The following is a 15,919-nucleotide window of genomic DNA, read 5'->3' as shown; positions in this document are numbered from 1 at the left end:
ATCGTGCAATTGCGCAGCAGGGGAAGCGCGCCCTCAGTCCCGCGAGAGCAGGAACACGGCCTGGACGCCGAACAGGTTCCAGAACCACCACGGCGCGTTGACCCGCACCGGCCGGCCGAGCGCGTCGAGCGCGACCGCCCGCTCCATCCGCGCCCCAAGAAGCTCTACGAGATCGACGAAGTCGCGGATCGTGCAGAGATGGATGTTGGGGGTTTCGTACCAGGGGTCGGGCAGGTTCGCGTTGGTCGGCATGCGGCCTTCCGCGAAGAACTGCAGGCGCGTGCGCCAGTGGCCGAAATTCGGGAACGAGACGATGGCCCGATGGCCGATCCTCAGCAGGTCCTCGACCACCTGCTTGGGCCGCCGCGTCGCCTGGAGCGTCTGGGACAGGATGACATAGTCGAAGGCGTCGTCCGGATAATGCATGAGGTCGGTGTCGGCGTCGCCCTGGACGACGGAAAGGCCGTGCGCCACCGAGGCGTTGACGCCCGACTGCGACAGTTCGATGCCGCGTCCGTCGACGCCGCGACGCTCGGCCAACAGCCGCAGCAGCGCGCCGTCGCCGCAGCCGACGTCGAGCACCCGCGAGGACGGCCGGACCATTTCGGCGACCAGCAGATGGTCGGGCCGCGGAGCGGCTGCGAGCGCCTCGGGCTCTGCGATAGGATCAGTCAAAGCGAGGGTCATCGGCTCACAATCACGCAAGGCGGACAGGAAACGGCTGGACGGCGCGCGCCTCTGTCCTAAACCCACCTTTCGATAATCCATCCCGAACCGGCCGCAAAGGCCGCGGCGCTTGTGTTCGCCGCGGCCTTTGCGGCGCGCGACTGTAAGGAACCTGCAGCAAATGACCGCCGCGGCCGTCGACGCCCCCGCCAAGGCCGACACCAAAACGCCAGAACCGAAGATTTGCGATCCCAAGACGCCGTTCATGGCGTGGGCGCCGCCCCTGGCGGGCCTCGCCTTCGTCGGCGCGCTCAAAGCCTTCGGGCTCGACGGCGGCTATGACGGCTCCATGGCGAGCCTCGTCGTATCGATCGCGCTTCTGCCCGTTCTGTTCGGCGCGGTGTTCGCGGCCGTCTATCACGCCGAGCTCATCGCCCACCGCACGGGCGAGCCCTACGGCACGCTTGTGCTCGCGATGGCGGTCACGGTGATGGAGGTGGCGCTGCTCGCCTCGGCCATGCTCGGCGCCGACGCCAACCCGGCGCTCGCCCGCGACACCATTTTTGCGGTGGTCATGATCGTGGGCAACGGGCTCGTCGGGCTCTGCATCCTGCTCGGCGGCCTGCGGCACCGCGAGCAGAGCTTCCGCATCACCGGCGCGAACGCCTATCTCGCGGTGCTGATGCCGCTTGCGACGCTCTCGCTCGTGCTGCCGAACTTCACGGTCGCCGCGCCTGGCGGCGCCTATTCGCCGAGCCAGCTCGCCTTCGCGGGCTTCGCCACGCTCGCGATCTACCTCGCCTTTCTCTACACGCAGACGGTGCGCAACCGCGAGTATTTCGCGGTGGTGATCGAGGGCGACGACGTCGCCGACAAGGCCCATGTGCCGAGCAATCGCGCGACCGCGATCTCGTTCGGCTTCCTGGTCGCCTCGCTCGGCGTCGTGATCCTGCTTTCGAAGACCTTCACGGCCACGGTCGCGGTCGGGCTCGACGCGGCGGGCGCGCCCGCCACTGTCGCGGGCGTCATCGTGGCGTTCCTGATCCTGCTGCCGGAGTTCAGCGCGGCGGTGCGGGCGGCGCGCGCCAACAAGCTGCAGAAGAGCGTGAACCTCGCGCTCGGCTCGGCCTGCGCGACCATCGGACTGACGATCCCGGCGATCGCAATCGTGTCGCTGGTCTACGGCGCGCCGCTCGAGCTTGGGCTCACGCCCAAGGACACGGTGCTCCTGTTCATCACCTTCGCGGTGGCGTTGCTCACCTTCGGCACCGGGCGGACCAACATCCTCTACGGGATGATCCACCTGGTGCTGTTCGCGACCTACATCTTCATGGTTTTTTCGCCGTAAGCGCGAGGCCGGGGCCGGCCACGGGCGCGGCGATCCCCGGCCCGCGCCGCAGGAGCTTCCACAGGCGTCGCTTGGCGCTCATGGCCGCGACCACGGGCGTCGGGAAAGGCTTGCGGCAGAACGCGACCTTCTTGACGTGGTCCGCGATCTCCCAGGTGGCCCAGCTTCCGGCCGCGAAATAGGCGACGTCGCCGGCCGAGATCGTCGAGGTCGCGCCGGTCTCGTCGGTGACGACCACCGAGCCGGACACGATGTAGACCGTCTCGTCCCACACGAAGTTCCAGCGAAACTTTCCGGCGCTGCAGGCCCACACCGTGGTCGATGAGCAGGCGTCGGCGCTCTGCGAATGCAGCGCGCCTTCGGCGCGCGGATCGCCAGCCAGGATCCAGCTCGGCTCGATCGGCGAGCTCTGGAGCTCGAGGCCGGCGAGCGCCGCGGAGACGAAGGCCGGATGCGAGCCGCCGGCGAGCTTGGGGTCGTCGAGGGCGATTTCGACGAGTTGCGAAAGAAGAGACATCTGGGCCCTGGGCGCGACGCGATCTGTTTGTGACGCCCGCAAGGGTAGTGCGGCTGGGTTAACGCACTTTTTACTCGCTGATCACAATTGCGGCAGCACAGCGCTTGGGACGACGGGACGTTTCTGAGCGGCGCCGCTCATCTCGTCTGGCCGCGACTTTTCTCACCACAGCGTCTTGGCCGCGCGGACGGGCCAAGCGGCGTCATAGGCTTCGCCGCCGACATCTCCCTCTGACAGCGCGGCCAGGATGCGGCCGGGCGTCGGCAGGCTCGCCGGATCGACACGGCGCGCCGGATCCCAGAGCCCGGACCGGACGATCGCGCGGGCGCACTGGAAATAGACCGCCTCGACCGTCAGCACGATCGCGCTGCGCGGCTGCTTGCCCTCGACTTCGAAGGAGGCGAGCAGCTCCGGCTCGACCGAGATCGAGGCGCGGCCGTTGACGCGCAGCGTCGTGCCAAGGCCCGGGATGAGGAAGAGAAGCGCGGCGCGCGGGTCGCGCACGATGTTGCGCAGCGAGTCGATGCGGTCGTTGCCCTTGCGGTCAGGCATCGCCAGCGTCCGCTCGTCGGCCACGCGAACGAAGCCCGCCAGATCGCCGCGCGGCGAGCAGTCCAGCCCTTCCGGGCCGGCGGTCGCGAGCGCGCAGAACGGAGAGGCCTCGATGATCGCCCGGTACTCGGGAGTGACGCGGTCGGTCTCCTTGACGAGCGACGGCGCAGCCGGACGGCCGTAGAGCGCCTCGAGCGCTTCGATCGACGTGACGATGGTCATGACGGCATGTCTAGCACGGCGTCTGGCCGCGCTCAGCCCTGGGCGGAGGCGGCCCCGCCGTTCTTGCCCTCGGTCGCGGACAGGACGATGCGCACGAGATCGGCGGCGTTGCGGGCCCCGAGCTTCTCCATGATGCGCGCGCGATGAACCTCGATGGTGCGCGGGCTGATGCCGAGTTGGCGGCCCGCCTCCTTGTTGGACTGACCGCCGGAGATGAGGCTTAGCACCTCGCGCTCGCGCGGCGTCAGGTTCTCGGAGCCCGGGATCTCGCCGGTGCGGTCGATCTGGGCCCGCGCCGCGGCGCGCGCGCCGGTGGCGTCGAGCGCGGCCTCGACGCGGCGCACGATGGTCTCGGGGTCGAAGGGCTTTTCGATGAAGTCGAGCGCGCCGTGCTTGATGGCGTCGACCGCCATCGGAATGTCGGCGGAGCCCGAGATCATGATGACGGGCGCGCCGCCGCCGCGGCCGTTGAGCTCCTTCAGAACGTCGAGGCCGGACCGACCCGGCATCAGCACGTCGAGCAGCACGCAGGCCGGCGTGAAGCTTGGGCTGCTGGCGAGGAAGCGGTCGCCGCTGTCGAAGGTCTCGACCGAAAAGCCGTTGGCGTCGAACACGGCGGACAGCACGTCGCGAATGACTTCGTCGTCATCGACGACGCAAACGATTTCGCCCTGGCGCTGGTCCGCCGCCATCTACGCGCCCCCACGCGCCATACCCTCTGCACGCGGTAAATCCGCATGGTGCAGCCACCACTGCGCGAAGGCGCAAAACAACGCAAGGCCTTACTTGGTCGATTGCATATTTTCAGGTGACGATGTGGCCTAACGGACTGCGCCAGATCATCGAAATTTGGGGCGTGTAGTTGATATGAACCATATCATGACAGTCACGTGAGGCCGCGCGAAGCCTCGTCTATTTCGGCGACGATCGCCTCTGCGGCCGCCCGCGGGTCGTCGGCGGAGAGAATCGGGCGCGCGACGACCAGGCGGTCGGCGCCGGCGCGAATGGCGTCGCCGGGCGTGGCGACGCGCTTCTGGTCGCCGAGCGCCGCGCCCGCGGGGCGGACCCCCGGCGTCACCGCCAGGAACGGCCGCGGCGCGATGCGGCGCACGGAGGCGAGGTCGGTCGGCGCGCAGATCACGCCGTCGACGCCGGCGTCGCGCGCGTGACCGACGCGGCGCTCCACGAGCTCGGCCGGGCTGTCGGAAAAGCCCGCGGCGCGAACGTCGTCGGCGTCCCACGAGGTGAGCACGGTGACGGCGAGGATCTGAAGCCCGCTGTCGCCGCGCCCTTCGGCGGCGGCCCGCATCGTCTGCGGATAGGCGTGGACGGTGAGGAAGGTCGCGCCGAGGCGCGCGACCTGCCGCGTCGCCTTCTCGACCGTCTGGCCGATGTCGTGGAGCTTGAGGTCGACGAACACCTTCTTGCCGGACCGCGCCAGCCGTTCGGCGAGCGTCAGCCCCCCCGCCACCGCGAGCTCGAAACCGATCTTGTAGAACGTCACGGCCTCGCCAAGCCGCGCCACCATGGCGTCGGCTTCCTCAAGGCTCGCGACGTCGAGGCCGACGATGAGACGGTCGCGCGCGTCGGTCATGCGAGCGCCCCAGCGGTCTCGACGAGCCGGCCCGCCGTCTGGGCGAGCAGCGCCGCGACCTTCTCGTTGGCGAGGCCGCCGTCGTCGGCGAAGGCGGCGGCGGCGTTTCCGACCGCGACCATCTCGGGCAGGACGAGCGCGCCAAGCCCGAGCTCCATCATCGAGCGAAGCTGGGTGAGCCCGCGATAGCCGCCCATCGCGCCGTTCGACACGGCGCCGAGCGCGAACACGCGCTGCTTGAAGGCCGGCAAGGGCGGGCGCCCCTCGATGTTGACGCGCGACATCCAGTCGAGCGCGTTCTTCAAGAGCGGCGAGAAGCTCGCATTGTATTCGGGGCTCGCGATGAACGCGCCCTGATGGCCGAGGAACAGCTCCACGAGCTGCTTTGCCGCCTCAGGAATGCCGTCTCGCGACTGCAGGTCGCCGTCGTAGAGGGGCAGCGCGTAGTCTTTCAGCGAGATCGCGGTCGGAACGCCGCCGGCGGTCTCGATCGCCTTGGCGGCCGCGACCACGAGCTTCTGATTGATCGACCCGGTCCGGACCGAGCCTGCGAACACGACGATCTTCGGAGCGGACATGCGGTCTCGGAACGTGAATGAGGTCCGTTGTTCTAAGGCGAAACCGCGCGCCCCGTCACCCCTTTCGGACCGCAATCAGGCCTTGCGCGCCGCGACGAAGCGGGCGGCGCGCCGCGCAGCGTCTCGGCCCGCGCGCCGAAACCGCCGAGCGCCGCGAGCGCCTCGTCGGTCAGCGCGGAGAGCCGGGATCGGGCGCCGTCGAGGCCGAGCAGGCCGACCAGCGTCGCCTTGCCGGCCGCCGCGTCCTTGCCTGTCGCCTTTCCGACCGCCGCAGCCTCGCCTTCGGCGTCGAGCAGGTCGTCGGCGATCTGGAACGCGGCTCCGAGCGCGCGGGAGTAGACGCCGAGCGCCGCCTTCTCGTCGGGCGTCGCCCGGCCGAGGATCGCGCCCATCTCGGCCGCGGCCGCGATCAGCGCTCCGGTCTTCATCGACTGGAGCCGCAGGATCTCGGCCGGCGCCAGCGCCTCGGGCCGTCCGTCGCCGAAACGGCCTTCGGCGGCGAGGTCGAGCATCTGCCCGCCCGCCATGCCGCCGAGGCCGGATGCGCGGGCGAGCGCGAGCACGAGTTCGGCCCGCACAGACGCATCCTCATGGGCGCGCGGATCCGCGAGCACATCGAAGGCGAGCGTCAGCAGCGCGTCGCCCGCGAGAATCGCGGTCGCTTCGTCGAAGGCGCGGTGGACGGTCGGGCGGCCGCGCCTCAGATCGTCGTCGTCCATCGCGGGCAGGTCGTCGTGGACGAGGCTGTAGCCGTGGACGCACTCGATCGCGACCGCGGCTCTCAGCGCCGCCTCGGCCTCGACGCCGAAGAGCCGCGCCGAGGCGACGAGGAGCGCCGGCCTCAACCGCTTGCCGCCGCCGAGCATGGCGTGGCGCATCGCGGCGAGCAGGCGCTCGGGCCTGAAGATTTCGCCGGCCGACGGCTCGGGCGCGAGCAGCGCCTCGAGCGCCGCCTCGACGCGCGGACCGACTTCGGCGAGATGAGCCTCGAAGGACTGCGGCTGCATGAAGAGTGATCCGGAGGCGCGACGGGGAGGCCCAGACCGCCGCCCGTGCCCGAAGCCCGCCGGGTCGTCAAGCGCCGAGGCCGGAACTCACCGGCCTGATACCTTAGGTTATATCGCGCGCAATATTTTTGAATGCGACGGAACCATGGCTCCGCGGCGCCGCTTGTGGTTGCGCCGGGGCCGCTCACAACTGCGCGTGCTTGCACGGCGAGCCAGGGAGACGGGTCATGAACGTCGACGCCAGATGCGACGCACCGGAAACGGTCGAGGTGAACTGGGCGGCGGGCCGCCGCGCGTTTTTGAGGACCTGCGGACTCGCTGCGGGCGCGGCCGCGATCGGCGTCGCGGCAGGCTCCGGCTCGGCGCGCGCCGCGAACGTCACGGACGCTGACGTGCTGAACTTCGCGCTGAACCTCGAATATCTCGAGGCCGAATTCTATCTGCGCGCGACGACCGGCAAGGGCCTGTCCGACGACGACATCGACGGCAAGGGCAACCAGGGCTCGGTCGTCGGCGGCAAAAAGGTGAAGTTCGACACCAAGGCGATCCGCCTCTACGCCGAAGAGATCGCGGGCGACGAAAAGGCTCATGTGCAGTTCTTGCGGGCTGGCCTCGGCGACGCGCGCGTGGCGCGTCCGAAGATCAATCTCAGGGCCAGCTTCACGGCCGCCGCCACTGCGGCGGGGCTTGTGACCGAGGGTCAGGAGTTCGACGCCTTCGCCAACGAGACGAACTTCCTGCTGGCGGCCTTCATCTTCGAAGACGTCGGCGTCACCGCCTACAAGGGCGCTGCGCCGTTGCTGACCGACAAGGCGCTGCTGGAGGCCGCCGCCGGCATTCTGGGCGTCGAGGCCTATCACGCCGGGATCATCCGCACGCAGCTCTATTCGCTCGGCCTGTTCAAGGAAGCGCGCGCGATCTCCGACGCGCGTGACTCGCTCGACGGCGACAGCGATCTCGATCAGGGCATCGGCAACGCGAAGGTCGCGAACCTCGTGCCGACCGACGAGAACGGCATCGCGTACAGCCGGTCCGTGCCCCAGGTGAGGTCGATCGTGTTCCTCGGCGGCGAGAACAAGGGCGGCTTCTTCCCCAACGGACTGAACGGCGCGCTCTGAGCGCGCCGGCCTCGAGAGCCCCGGCCGGTCCTGACCGGGGCTCTCGAACGACACGCTGTCTCGTATCGGCGCGCGGCGTCACCAACACGTCAGTCGTCCCGCGATGGCGCGCGCCCCCGCCTCTGATAGATTGCCCGGCCGGGGAACGATCGGGGTCGGCATGGGGGCATACGCATCGAGAGCGACCGCGCGGCTGCTGAGGCCGAGCACGCCGCTTTGGCGGCGCGTCGCCTTCGTTCTCCTCGCGCTTGCGGCGCTGCCGATCGTCCTGACGCCGATCTATGCGGTGGTTCCGCCCGTCTCCACGCTGATGATCGCGCGCTGGGCGACGTTCCGCTCCGTCGACCGGACCTGGGTTCCGCTCGAGAAGATGTCGCCCGCGCTGCCGCGCGCCGTGATGGTCTCGGAGGACGCGCTGTTCTGCCGGCATTCTGGCGTCGACTGGAACGCGATCAGCACGGTCATGCGCGAGGGCGGAGCCGACGGGCCGGGGCGCGGCGCCTCAACAATCGCCATGCAGGTCGCCAAGAACCTCTTCCTGTGGCAGGGCGCGGCCTATCTGCGCAAACCGCTCGAGATCGGGCTTGCGCTCTGGATCGACCTCGTCTGGTCGAAGCGGCGGATCATGGAGGTCTATCTCAACATCGCCGAATGGGGCCCGGACGGAACCTTCGGAGCCGAGGCCGGCGCGCGGCGCGCCTTCAAGCGCGGCGCCGGGCAGATCGACGCGCGTCAGGCCGCGCTGATGGCGGCGGCGCTTCCGAACCCGATCCTGCGCGACCCGCGCAAGCCGAGCGCCCGCGCCCGCTCCAACGCCGCGATCGTCGCCAGCCGCGCGCGCGCTGCGGGCTCGCTCGCCGCCTGCCTCAACTGAACTGAACCGTCGAAAAAGCGTCGCACGCCTCTGGCGCGAGCCGGCCGATGCGGCTATAAGCCCGGCCAAACGGCGAGTCCCTTTGGGCTGCGCCTCGACATTTCGCGCGCCTGCGGGCCGCGCAAGACGGATCCGACGGAGTTCGAAATGGCCGTTCCGAAGCGAAAGACTTCCCCCTCCAAGCGCGGCATGCGCCGTTCCGCCGACGCGCTCAAGTCGCCGACCTATGTCGAGGACAAGGACTCGGGCGAGCTGCGCCGTCCGCACCACCTCGACCTCAAGACCGGCATGTATCGCGGCCGTCAGATCCTCTCGCCCAAGACCGAGGCGTGATCTGACCGGCGCTGCGCTTTCGCGGCGCGGCGACCAAATTCAAGAGCCGGCCCTTTGGGTCGGCTCTTTTCGTTTCGGACAGAGCCGATCGCGCTCAGACCTCTCCGCGCGAGCGCTTGGGGCGCTCTCGCTTCGGGCGGTAGGCCGCCTCGGCCTCGGCGAGGCTCGCGCGGCGGCGGGCGCGGGTCTGCTCCAGCCCCATGACGCCCGCGATCAGTTGCGCGACGAGCGGCGCATAGGGCTTGGGCGCCTGCGGAAACCGGGGGGCCTCGGCTTCGGCCCCTTGCGCCCTGTCGGAGGCGCGTCGTCCTCCACGCCGGGATTGGCGCGTGTCGATGATCGGATCGGGCTCGATGGGGAACGGCGCTTCAATCCCCGCCTCGGAGGCGGATCCCGCCGCCGCCGTGTCCGCGCCCCGGTCCGACGCCCTGCGGGCGCGCCTGCGACGCTCGGCCCTTTCGCCGGGGCCGACCGGCGGCAGCATCATCATCGCTGTATTCGCCTCGCCTCGACAGCGCGCCTGATTAGACTACGCACGCTGAAAATCTGTTAACCAAGTATTCTTCGTTCGCCATTACCCGAAGGCTGTCTATGAAATCTAGACAAATTGCCCCTAATGTCCAGTCGAACGATTCGTGATCCACTCGTTCCCGGGAGGACAGCATGGCAGAGGCGCAGCCGATGACCGTCCGCACGTCCCAGGAGGGAACGGATGCGGTCGATCTGTCGACGATCCTGCTCGCCGTCGGGACCGTGGCTTATGAATGGGACGTGGCGAGCGACCGCCTCGTCTGGAGCGCGGGCGCGCACAAGACGCTCGGACTGCCGCCGAGCGCGCAGATCGACACGGCGACGAGCTTCGCCTCCCTGTTCGATCCCGAAGCGCTGACGACGCGGCGGGAAGCCGTGTTCGGCTCCAAGCAGACCGATTTCGGCGACGGCGTCGCCTTCGAGGTCGAATATCCGCTGATGCGCGGCGCGCGCGACAAGCGCCTCTGGGTGCAGGACCGAGGCCGCTGGTACGCAGGGCCCGACGGGCGGCCGGCCCGCGTCGTCGGTCTGGTGCGCGAGCTTGGCTCCCGCTACGAGGCCGCCGCCCACGCCGCGAGCCTCTCGCGCTTCGACGCGCTGACCGGGCAGCTCGCCCGGCCGCGCCTGATCGAGATCGCGGGCGCGGCGCTCGCGGCCGGCGCGCGGATGCAGACCTCGACCGCCTTCGCGCTGGTCTCGCTCACCAATCTCGGCGCGATCAACGAGGCCTACGGCTTCGACATCGGCGACATCGTGATCGTCGAGGTCTCCCGCCGCCTGCGCTCGGCGATGCGGGGCGGCGACACGCTGGGCCGGTTCTCGACCTCGACCTTCGGCCTGGTGCTGCAGGAATGCGAGCGCTCCGACCTCGAGGTCGCGGCCCAGCGGCTCGCCGCCGCGATCCACGACGAGCCCGTGACGACGGCGGCCGGCCCGATCGCGGTCAGGATCGCGCTCGGGGCCGTGGTCGCGCCGCGCCATGCGCGCACGGTCGACGACATGGTGGCGCGCGCCCGCATAGCTCTTTCGCGCGCGAGCGAACTGCCGTCCGGACTCTGGATCTATGCGCCTGACCCCGACCGCGACGTCGCGCGGCGCGCCAACATGAAGCTCGCCGACGACCTCGTCGCAGCGCTGAACGATCGCCGCGTGCTGCTCGCCTACCAGCCGGTGGCGCGCGCCGCGACGGGCGAAATCTGCTGGAGCGAGGCGCTGGCGCGCATCGTCACGGCGACCGGGGAGGCTGTCTCCGGCGGCCCGGTCGCGGCTGCGGCCGAAGAGGTCGGCCTCGTCCACATGCTCGACCGGCGGGCGCTCGACCTTGCGATCGCGCGGCTCGCCCGCGACCCGCAGGCTCAGGTCGCGGTCAATGTCTCGGCCGCGACCACCGGCGACGAGACCTGGAGCCATGCGCTCGACGGATGGCTCGCGCTGCGCCCCGACATCGCCGAGCGGCTGCTCGTCGAGATCACCGAGACGGCGGCCATCCGCGATCTCGCGGCGACGCGGGACTTCGTCTCGGCGCTGAAGGCGCGCGGCGTCCGGGTCGCAATCGACGACTTCGGAGCCGGCCACACCTCGTTCAAGGCGCTGCGCGAGCTCAAGGTCGACCTCGTCAAGATCGACGGCTCCTTCGTCAGCGATCTCGAGACCTCAGCGGAGTCCGGCGCTTTCGTGCGCGCGCTCTTGGCTCTCGCCCGCGAGCTCGGCTTCGAGACCGTCGCCGAGAAGGTCGAGAGCGCGGCCGTCGCCGATCTTCTGCGCGACTGGGGAGCGACCTACCTGCAGGGCGACTTCATCGCGCCGCCGGCGCTCGATTGATCTTCGACCGCCTTGGGGACGGAAAGCCGCGTCCAGAGCTTGACGCGGGGCCGTCGGATCCGATTTTTGTCGGACCGAAACCGATATCGCTTTCACATTCTTCCAGGATCCTGAATGCCCGACCGCAGCGCCTCAGAGCGCGAAGGCAAACGTTTGGCCGAACTGAGGGGCGAGAGCGACCCCTATGGCGCGGCGATCCGGTCCACGCGCATGCCGATCGTCATTTGCGACGCGACTCTGGACGACTGCCCGATCGTGTTCGCCAACGACGCCTTCGTCTCGCTTTCGGGCTATCCGCGTGAGGAGATCATCGGCCGCAACTGCCGCTTTCTTCAGGGCCCGGAGACGGATCGCGCGGAAGTCGCCCGCGTTTCGCAGGCGATCGTCGACGGCAGCCACGTCGACCGAGATCCTGAACTATCGGAAGGACGGCACGCCTTTCTGGAACGCCCTCTTCATCAGCCCGGTCCACGACGGACGGCCGCGTCACGCATTTCTTCGGATCGCAAGTCGACATGACCGCGCGCAACCGCGCCGCTTCCGACCTCGCCGCCGCCAAGGCCGACGCGGAAGCGCTCGTGGCGGCGCGGACCGCGGACCTCCAGAAGGCCCTCGACCAGAAGACCGTGCTGCTCCACGAGGTCGACCACAGGGTCAAAAACAACCTGCAGCTCATCTCCTCGCTCATCCTCCTGCAGTCGCGCCGCATCGCCGATCCCGAGATCCGGGACACGATGACGTCGATGCTGAACCGGGTGAGCGCGCTCGCGACCGTCCATCGCAACCTGTTCCAGGCCGACGACCTGTCGGCCTTCGACGTGCCGGCCTTCATGCGCGACATCGCCTCGGACCTCTTGGACGCCTCGGGCCGCGACGACCTGAGCGTCGAGCACGACCACGAGCCCGCCGCCATCCCGGCGCAGCAGGCTTCCGCCGTCGCGCTCATCGTGAACGAGCTCCTCATAGAAGCGCTCGCCTGCGCGCCCGAGAGCGCTCCGGGCCGCCTGCGGCTCGCCGTGCGCCGCCCCGACGGCGAGTTGGCGATCGAGGTCGATCACGACGGCTCAGTGGAACCGGGACAGAGCCGGGAGAGTTTTGGCGCGAGCCTGATGTCCCTGCTGACCCGCCAGCTTTCCGCGACCATCGAGCGCTCCGGCGCCGACGATGGCCCGCGCGTCCGCCTCACCATGCCCGTCGCCGACCGTCCGGCGTCCTGAGCGAAAGGAGACCTCGACGATGCGCGTGCTCATCGTCGAGGACGAGGTTCTTGTCGCGGCCGAAATCGAGTTCCTGATCGCCGAAGCCGGGCTCCAGACGCTCGGCGTCGCGATCTCGAGCGAAGAGGCGCTCAAGATCGTCGAGCAGGAGCGGCCCGATCTCGTCCTCCTCGACGTGCACCTCGCCGACGGCCCGACCGGGATCGAGATCGCGCGGCGCGCCGCGAAACTCCAGGGCGTCGCGGTCCTGTTCATGACGGCGAACCGTCGTCGGCTGCCGGACGACTTCGCAGGCGCGATCGGCTCTGTGGCGAAGCCCTACACGGAGTGGGGCATGCGCGGGGCGCTGCGCTTCATCGCCGAATGCCTTCGCGACGGCGGCGCGACGCGCCCGGCGCCGTCGAGCCTCGAGCTCTCCTCCGCATGGTCGCGGAAGTGGCTCGTCCCCGAGGTCGGCCACTCGACCCATTAGGTCAAATGGATCATGCGGCGACCGATCGTTGCCGGAATGATCGTCTGACAATCTTTGAAATCATTGCGCAGGGCTTGGCTTTCACTCGGCCGCAGAACCCGGCCGGCAGGAGATGTCGTCCGATGGTCGCAGACGTGATCGACCGAATCTACGAGGCCGCGACGATCCCCGAGCTCTGGGAGGGTCTGCTCGAAGATCTGTCGGTCGAGCATGGCTTCGAGGGCGGCGTGCTTTTCACCGTCAACGCCAACGCGCAGCGCGGCGTCTTCTCGCAGGGTGTGCGCGACGTGTTCGACGCGTTCCTGCGCGACGGCTGGGCGAGCCGCAGCGAGCGCGCGCGGCGCACGATCGCGAAGAACCATGCGGGCTTCGTGCGCGACGAGGATCTCTTCTCCGCCGAAGAGGCCGCGGTCGATCCGCTTCATGTGGAGTTGCTGCGGCCGTTTGGCCTCGGCGACGTCGCGGGCTCGGTGATCGAGTCCCCGAACGGGGATCTCACGGCGCTCTCGTTTGAACGGGCGCTCGCCCGCGGCCGCACGCCGGACGACGCGATCCAGGCTTTTGATGCGCTCCGGCCCCATATCGCGCGCGCCGCCGTCATCGCCGGCCGGCTTGAGCTTGATCGCGCCCGCACCCAGGTGATGACGCTGTCGTCGATCGGCCTGCCCGGCGCCGTTATGTCAACGACCGGGCGCGCGATCGCTCTCAATTCCGAATTCGAGGCCCTGAGCGAACAGGTCGAGGTGCGCGCCCACGACCTCGTCGCCCCGCGCGACCCGAAGTCCGCGGCCCTGTTCGCGCAGGCGCTGGCGGGGATCATTCCGGGCGGCCGCTCGATCCCGCTGCCCCGGACGGAGACCCGCCGCCCGCAGTGCTCCACCTGTCTCCCGTCCGCAGAAACGCACGCGACGTGTTTCCGAGCGCCTCCTGGCTGCTGGTCGCGACGCCCCTCGGCCGCAAGCCCGACATGCCCGCAAGCCTGCTCGGAGGGCTGTTCGACCTCACCGCCGCGGAAGCCAAGGTCGCGGCCGCGCTGATCGAGGGCCTCACGCTTCAGGAGATCGCGGCGCGCCACAGCCTCAGCGTCTCGACCATCCGCAACCAGGTGGCGGCGGTGTTCGCGAAGACCGGCGTGTCGCGGCAGAGCGAGTTCGTGCTGCTCTGCGGCGGCTCGCCGATCGTGCGGCGCTAGGAATTACTCGGCGGCGTCGCGGCCCGACTGGCCGAACCGGCGGGCGACGTAATCCTCGACCATCGTCTTGAAGTCCGCGACGAGCGTCGGGCCGCGCAGCGTCGCGACCTTCTTGCCGTCGACGAACACCGGCGCGGTCGGAGCCTCGCCGGTGCCGGGCAGCGAGATCCCGATGTCGGCGTGCTTGGATTCGCCCGGCCCGTTCACGATGCAGCCCATGACCGCGACGTTGAGCGCCTCGGCCCCGGGGTACAGCCGCTTCCATTCCGGCATGCGCTCGAGGATGTAGGTCTGGACGTCCTTGGCGAGCTCCTGAAACACCGTCGAGGTGGTGCGCCCGCATCCGGGGCATGCGGCCACCAGCGGCACGAAGGTGCGAAAGCCCATGGTCTGCAGGATCTCCTGCGCGACCTTCACCTCCACGGTGCGGTCGCCGCCGGGCTCGGGCGTCAGCGAGACGCGGATCGTGTCGCCGAGGCCCTGCTGCAGCAACACGCCGAGCGCGGCCGAGGACGCCACGACGCCCTTCGAGCCCATGCCGGCCTCGGTGAGGCCGAGATGAAGCGCATAGTTCGAACGGCGGGCGAGCTCGGCGTAGACCGCGATCAGGTCCTGCACCGCCGAGACCTTCGCCGACAGAATGATTTTCTCGCGCGGGAGGCCGAGCTCTTCTGCGCGGGCGGCCGACAGCAGCACGGACCGGATCAGCGCTTCGCGCGTCACTTCGCGGGCGTCCTTGGGGTTCGGCGCGACCGCGTTCTCGTCCATGAGGGCGGTCAGAAGTTCGCCGTCGAGCGAGCCCCAGTTGCCGCCGATGCGCACCGGCTTGTCGTTCCTCGCCGCGGTCTCGATGATCTGGGCGAACTGGCCGTCCTTCTTCGCGCCGAAGCCCACATTGCCGGGATTGATGCGGTACTTGGCGAGCGCCTCGGCGCAGGCCGGATGCTCTGCGAGCAGCTTGTGGCCGATGTAGTGGAAGTCGCCGATCAACGGGACCATGACGCCGCGCGCCGCAAGCTGGTCGCGGATGTGCGGCACGGCGGCCGCGGCTTCAGCGCGGTCGACCGTAATGCGCACGAGCTCGGAGCCCGCGCGGGCGAGCGCCGCGACCTGCGCGACGGTGCCGGCGATGTCGGCCGTGTCGGTGTTGGTCATCGACTGCACGACGATCGGGGCGGCGCCGCCGACCGTCACGCCGCCGACATTCACCGCGACCGAAGCGCGCCTGTCGGCGAGCGCCGAGGGACAATCGACGGGAAGCGGCGTGCAATCGCTCATGTCGCCGGCATGTCGTTCATCAGGAAGCCTCCCGCATCGCGTTGCGGCAATGCGCGCATTCGCCTGACACCTCGATCACCGGCGAGCGCGGGCGGAAACCGGACGCGCGCGCGAGCGCTTCGAGCGCCTCGGCGAAGTCGGCGGTCGCCGCCTCGCCCACCGCGCCGCAGCGCTCGCAGATGAGGAAGACGGTCGGGCCCTCTTCGCCCTCGCCGTGCTCGTGGCTGCAGGCCACATAGGCGTTTCGGCTCTCGATGCGGTGCGCGAGGCCATGCGCGAGCAGGAAATCGAGCGCGCGATAAACGGTGATGGGCGCAGGCGGACGGCCGCCGTCCTCGGCGAGCCGCTCGATCACGTCATAGGCGCCGGCCGGCGCATGGTCGGCCGCGAGCGCCGCCAAAACCTTCCTGCGGATGTCGGTCAGGCGCGCGCCGCGAGCGGCGCACAGCGCCTCGGCGCGCTTCAGCACCGCGCCCGAGCAGGCGCGATGGTCGTGGCCGGGTTCAGCGAACGGAATGGCGGCGCGATCGTCGGTCATTGCGACCGATCTCATAGCACGAAGCGCGCGGCGGATGTGCGACGTTCCCGTGCGCTGCGCG

General features: G+C 69.6%; 20 protein-coding genes. 10 read left to right on the top strand and 10 right to left on the bottom strand.

Going from position 1 to position 15,919, the window contains the following annotated elements; all coding sequences use genetic code 11:
* Positions 1-33 precede the first annotated feature (33 nt).
* Positions 34-687, bottom strand: coding sequence for a methionine biosynthesis protein MetW (gene metW, locus K6K41_RS17750; protein WP_261401618.1), 654 nt, complete (start codon positions 685-687; stop codon positions 34-36).
* Positions 688-931: 244 nt separating this feature from the next.
* Here metW and K6K41_RS17745 point away from each other — a divergent pair, with 244 nt between their 5' ends.
* On the top strand, positions 932-2,014 hold the full coding sequence (locus K6K41_RS17745) for a calcium:cation antiporter (RefSeq protein WP_378146063.1): 1,083 nt from the start codon (positions 932-934) through the stop codon (positions 2,012-2,014).
* On the opposite strand, the gene K6K41_RS17740 is transcribed toward K6K41_RS17745, so the two are convergent.
* The 6 genes from K6K41_RS17740 to K6K41_RS17715 all read right to left on the bottom strand — a co-directional run bounded on the left by K6K41_RS17740 (position 1,995) and on the right by K6K41_RS17715 (position 6,484).
* Complete coding sequence (locus K6K41_RS17740) at positions 1,995-2,531, bottom strand: cupin domain-containing protein (protein ID WP_261401616.1); 537 nt, start codon at positions 2,529-2,531, stop codon at positions 1,995-1,997. The genes K6K41_RS17745 and K6K41_RS17740 overlap by 20 nt on opposite strands.
* Before the next feature lie 162 nt (positions 2,532-2,693).
* On the bottom strand, positions 2,694-3,305 hold the full coding sequence (locus tag K6K41_RS17735) for a pyridoxamine 5'-phosphate oxidase family protein (RefSeq protein ID WP_261401615.1): 612 nt from the start codon (positions 3,303-3,305) through the stop codon (positions 2,694-2,696).
* Between the two features lie 32 nt (positions 3,306-3,337).
* On the bottom strand, positions 3,338-3,997 hold the full coding sequence (locus K6K41_RS17730; protein WP_261401614.1) for a response regulator transcription factor: 660 nt from the start codon (positions 3,995-3,997) through the stop codon (positions 3,338-3,340).
* A gap of 194 nt (positions 3,998-4,191) precedes the next feature.
* Positions 4,192-4,899 (bottom strand): orotidine-5'-phosphate decarboxylase, encoded by a 708-nt coding sequence (gene pyrF, locus K6K41_RS17725; RefSeq protein ID WP_261401613.1) that lies wholly within the window; start codon positions 4,897-4,899, stop codon positions 4,192-4,194.
* Complete coding sequence (locus tag K6K41_RS17720; protein ID WP_261401612.1) at positions 4,896-5,477, bottom strand: NADPH-dependent FMN reductase; 582 nt, start codon at positions 5,475-5,477, stop codon at positions 4,896-4,898. The genes pyrF and K6K41_RS17720 overlap by 4 nt, the downstream gene beginning before the upstream one ends.
* A 32-nt stretch (positions 5,478-5,509) precedes the next feature.
* Positions 5,510-6,484, bottom strand: coding sequence for a polyprenyl synthetase family protein (locus tag K6K41_RS17715; protein WP_261401611.1), 975 nt, complete (start codon positions 6,482-6,484; stop codon positions 5,510-5,512).
* A gap of 227 nt (positions 6,485-6,711) precedes the next feature.
* Between K6K41_RS17715 and K6K41_RS17710 the strand changes: the two genes are divergently transcribed.
* The 3 genes from K6K41_RS17710 to rpmF all read left to right on the top strand — a co-directional run bounded on the left by K6K41_RS17710 (position 6,712) and on the right by rpmF (position 8,809).
* Positions 6,712-7,602: a ferritin-like domain-containing protein gene (locus K6K41_RS17710; RefSeq protein WP_261401610.1), complete on the top strand. Its 891-nt coding sequence runs from the start codon at positions 6,712-6,714 to the stop codon at positions 7,600-7,602.
* Positions 7,603-7,762: 160 nt separating this feature from the next.
* Positions 7,763-8,476 carry a monofunctional biosynthetic peptidoglycan transglycosylase gene (gene mtgA, locus K6K41_RS17705; protein ID WP_261401609.1) on the top strand — a complete coding sequence of 238 codons (714 nt, stop codon included), beginning with the start codon at positions 7,763-7,765 and terminating at the stop codon, positions 8,474-8,476.
* A 147-nt stretch (positions 8,477-8,623) separates the two neighbouring features.
* Entirely contained in the window at positions 8,624-8,809 is a 186-nt protein-coding gene (gene rpmF, locus K6K41_RS17700) for a 50S ribosomal protein L32 (protein ID WP_261401608.1), read from the top strand.
* Positions 8,810-8,903: 94 nt separating this feature from the next.
* On the opposite strand, the gene K6K41_RS17695 is transcribed toward rpmF, so the two are convergent.
* Positions 8,904-9,299, bottom strand: coding sequence for a hypothetical protein (locus K6K41_RS17695; protein ID WP_261401607.1), 396 nt, complete (start codon positions 9,297-9,299; stop codon positions 8,904-8,906).
* A gap of 191 nt (positions 9,300-9,490) precedes the next feature.
* Here K6K41_RS17695 and K6K41_RS17690 point away from each other — a divergent pair, with 191 nt between their 5' ends.
* The 6 genes from K6K41_RS17690 (at position 9,491) to K6K41_RS17665 (ending at position 14,042) form a co-directional block, all read left to right on the top strand.
* Positions 9,491-11,161 carry a bifunctional diguanylate cyclase/phosphodiesterase gene (locus tag K6K41_RS17690; protein WP_261401606.1) on the top strand — a complete coding sequence of 557 codons (1,671 nt, stop codon included), beginning with the start codon at positions 9,491-9,493 and terminating at the stop codon, positions 11,159-11,161.
* A 153-nt stretch (positions 11,162-11,314) separates the two neighbouring features.
* Positions 11,315-11,680 (top strand): PAS domain-containing protein, encoded by a 366-nt coding sequence (locus K6K41_RS17685; protein ID WP_261401605.1) that lies wholly within the window; start codon positions 11,315-11,317, stop codon positions 11,678-11,680.
* Positions 11,677-12,378 (top strand): sensor histidine kinase, encoded by a 702-nt coding sequence (locus K6K41_RS17680; RefSeq protein ID WP_261401604.1) that lies wholly within the window; start codon positions 11,677-11,679, stop codon positions 12,376-12,378. Before K6K41_RS17685 ends, K6K41_RS17680 begins: the two co-directional genes overlap by 4 nt.
* Positions 12,379-12,397: 19 nt before the next feature.
* Positions 12,398-12,850 (top strand): response regulator, encoded by a 453-nt coding sequence (locus K6K41_RS17675; protein ID WP_261401603.1) that lies wholly within the window; start codon positions 12,398-12,400, stop codon positions 12,848-12,850.
* A gap of 122 nt (positions 12,851-12,972) precedes the next feature.
* A complete protein-coding gene (locus K6K41_RS17670; protein ID WP_261401602.1) occupies positions 12,973-13,887 on the top strand; it encodes a hypothetical protein in 915 nt (304 codons plus the stop codon).
* A complete protein-coding gene (locus K6K41_RS17665) occupies positions 13,818-14,042 on the top strand; it encodes a helix-turn-helix transcriptional regulator (RefSeq protein ID WP_261401601.1) in 225 nt (74 codons plus the stop codon). The genes K6K41_RS17670 and K6K41_RS17665 overlap by 70 nt, the downstream gene beginning before the upstream one ends.
* Positions 14,043-14,045: 3 nt before the next feature.
* Here K6K41_RS17665 and ispG read toward each other — a convergent pair whose 3' ends face one another.
* Positions 14,046-15,320, bottom strand: coding sequence for a flavodoxin-dependent (E)-4-hydroxy-3-methylbut-2-enyl-diphosphate synthase (gene ispG, locus K6K41_RS17660; protein WP_261401600.1), 1,275 nt, complete (start codon positions 15,318-15,320; stop codon positions 14,046-14,048).
* A gap of 19 nt (positions 15,321-15,339) precedes the next feature.
* Positions 15,340-15,858: a transcriptional repressor gene (locus tag K6K41_RS17655; protein ID WP_261401599.1), complete on the bottom strand. Its 519-nt coding sequence runs from the start codon at positions 15,856-15,858 to the stop codon at positions 15,340-15,342.
* Positions 15,859-15,919 lie beyond the last annotated feature (61 nt).

Source organism: Chenggangzhangella methanolivorans (assembly GCF_019797865.1).
Lineage (GTDB): Bacteria > Pseudomonadota > Alphaproteobacteria > Rhizobiales > Methylopilaceae > Methylopila > Methylopila methanolivorans.
This window is presented reverse-complemented; position numbering and strand designations above follow the sequence as displayed.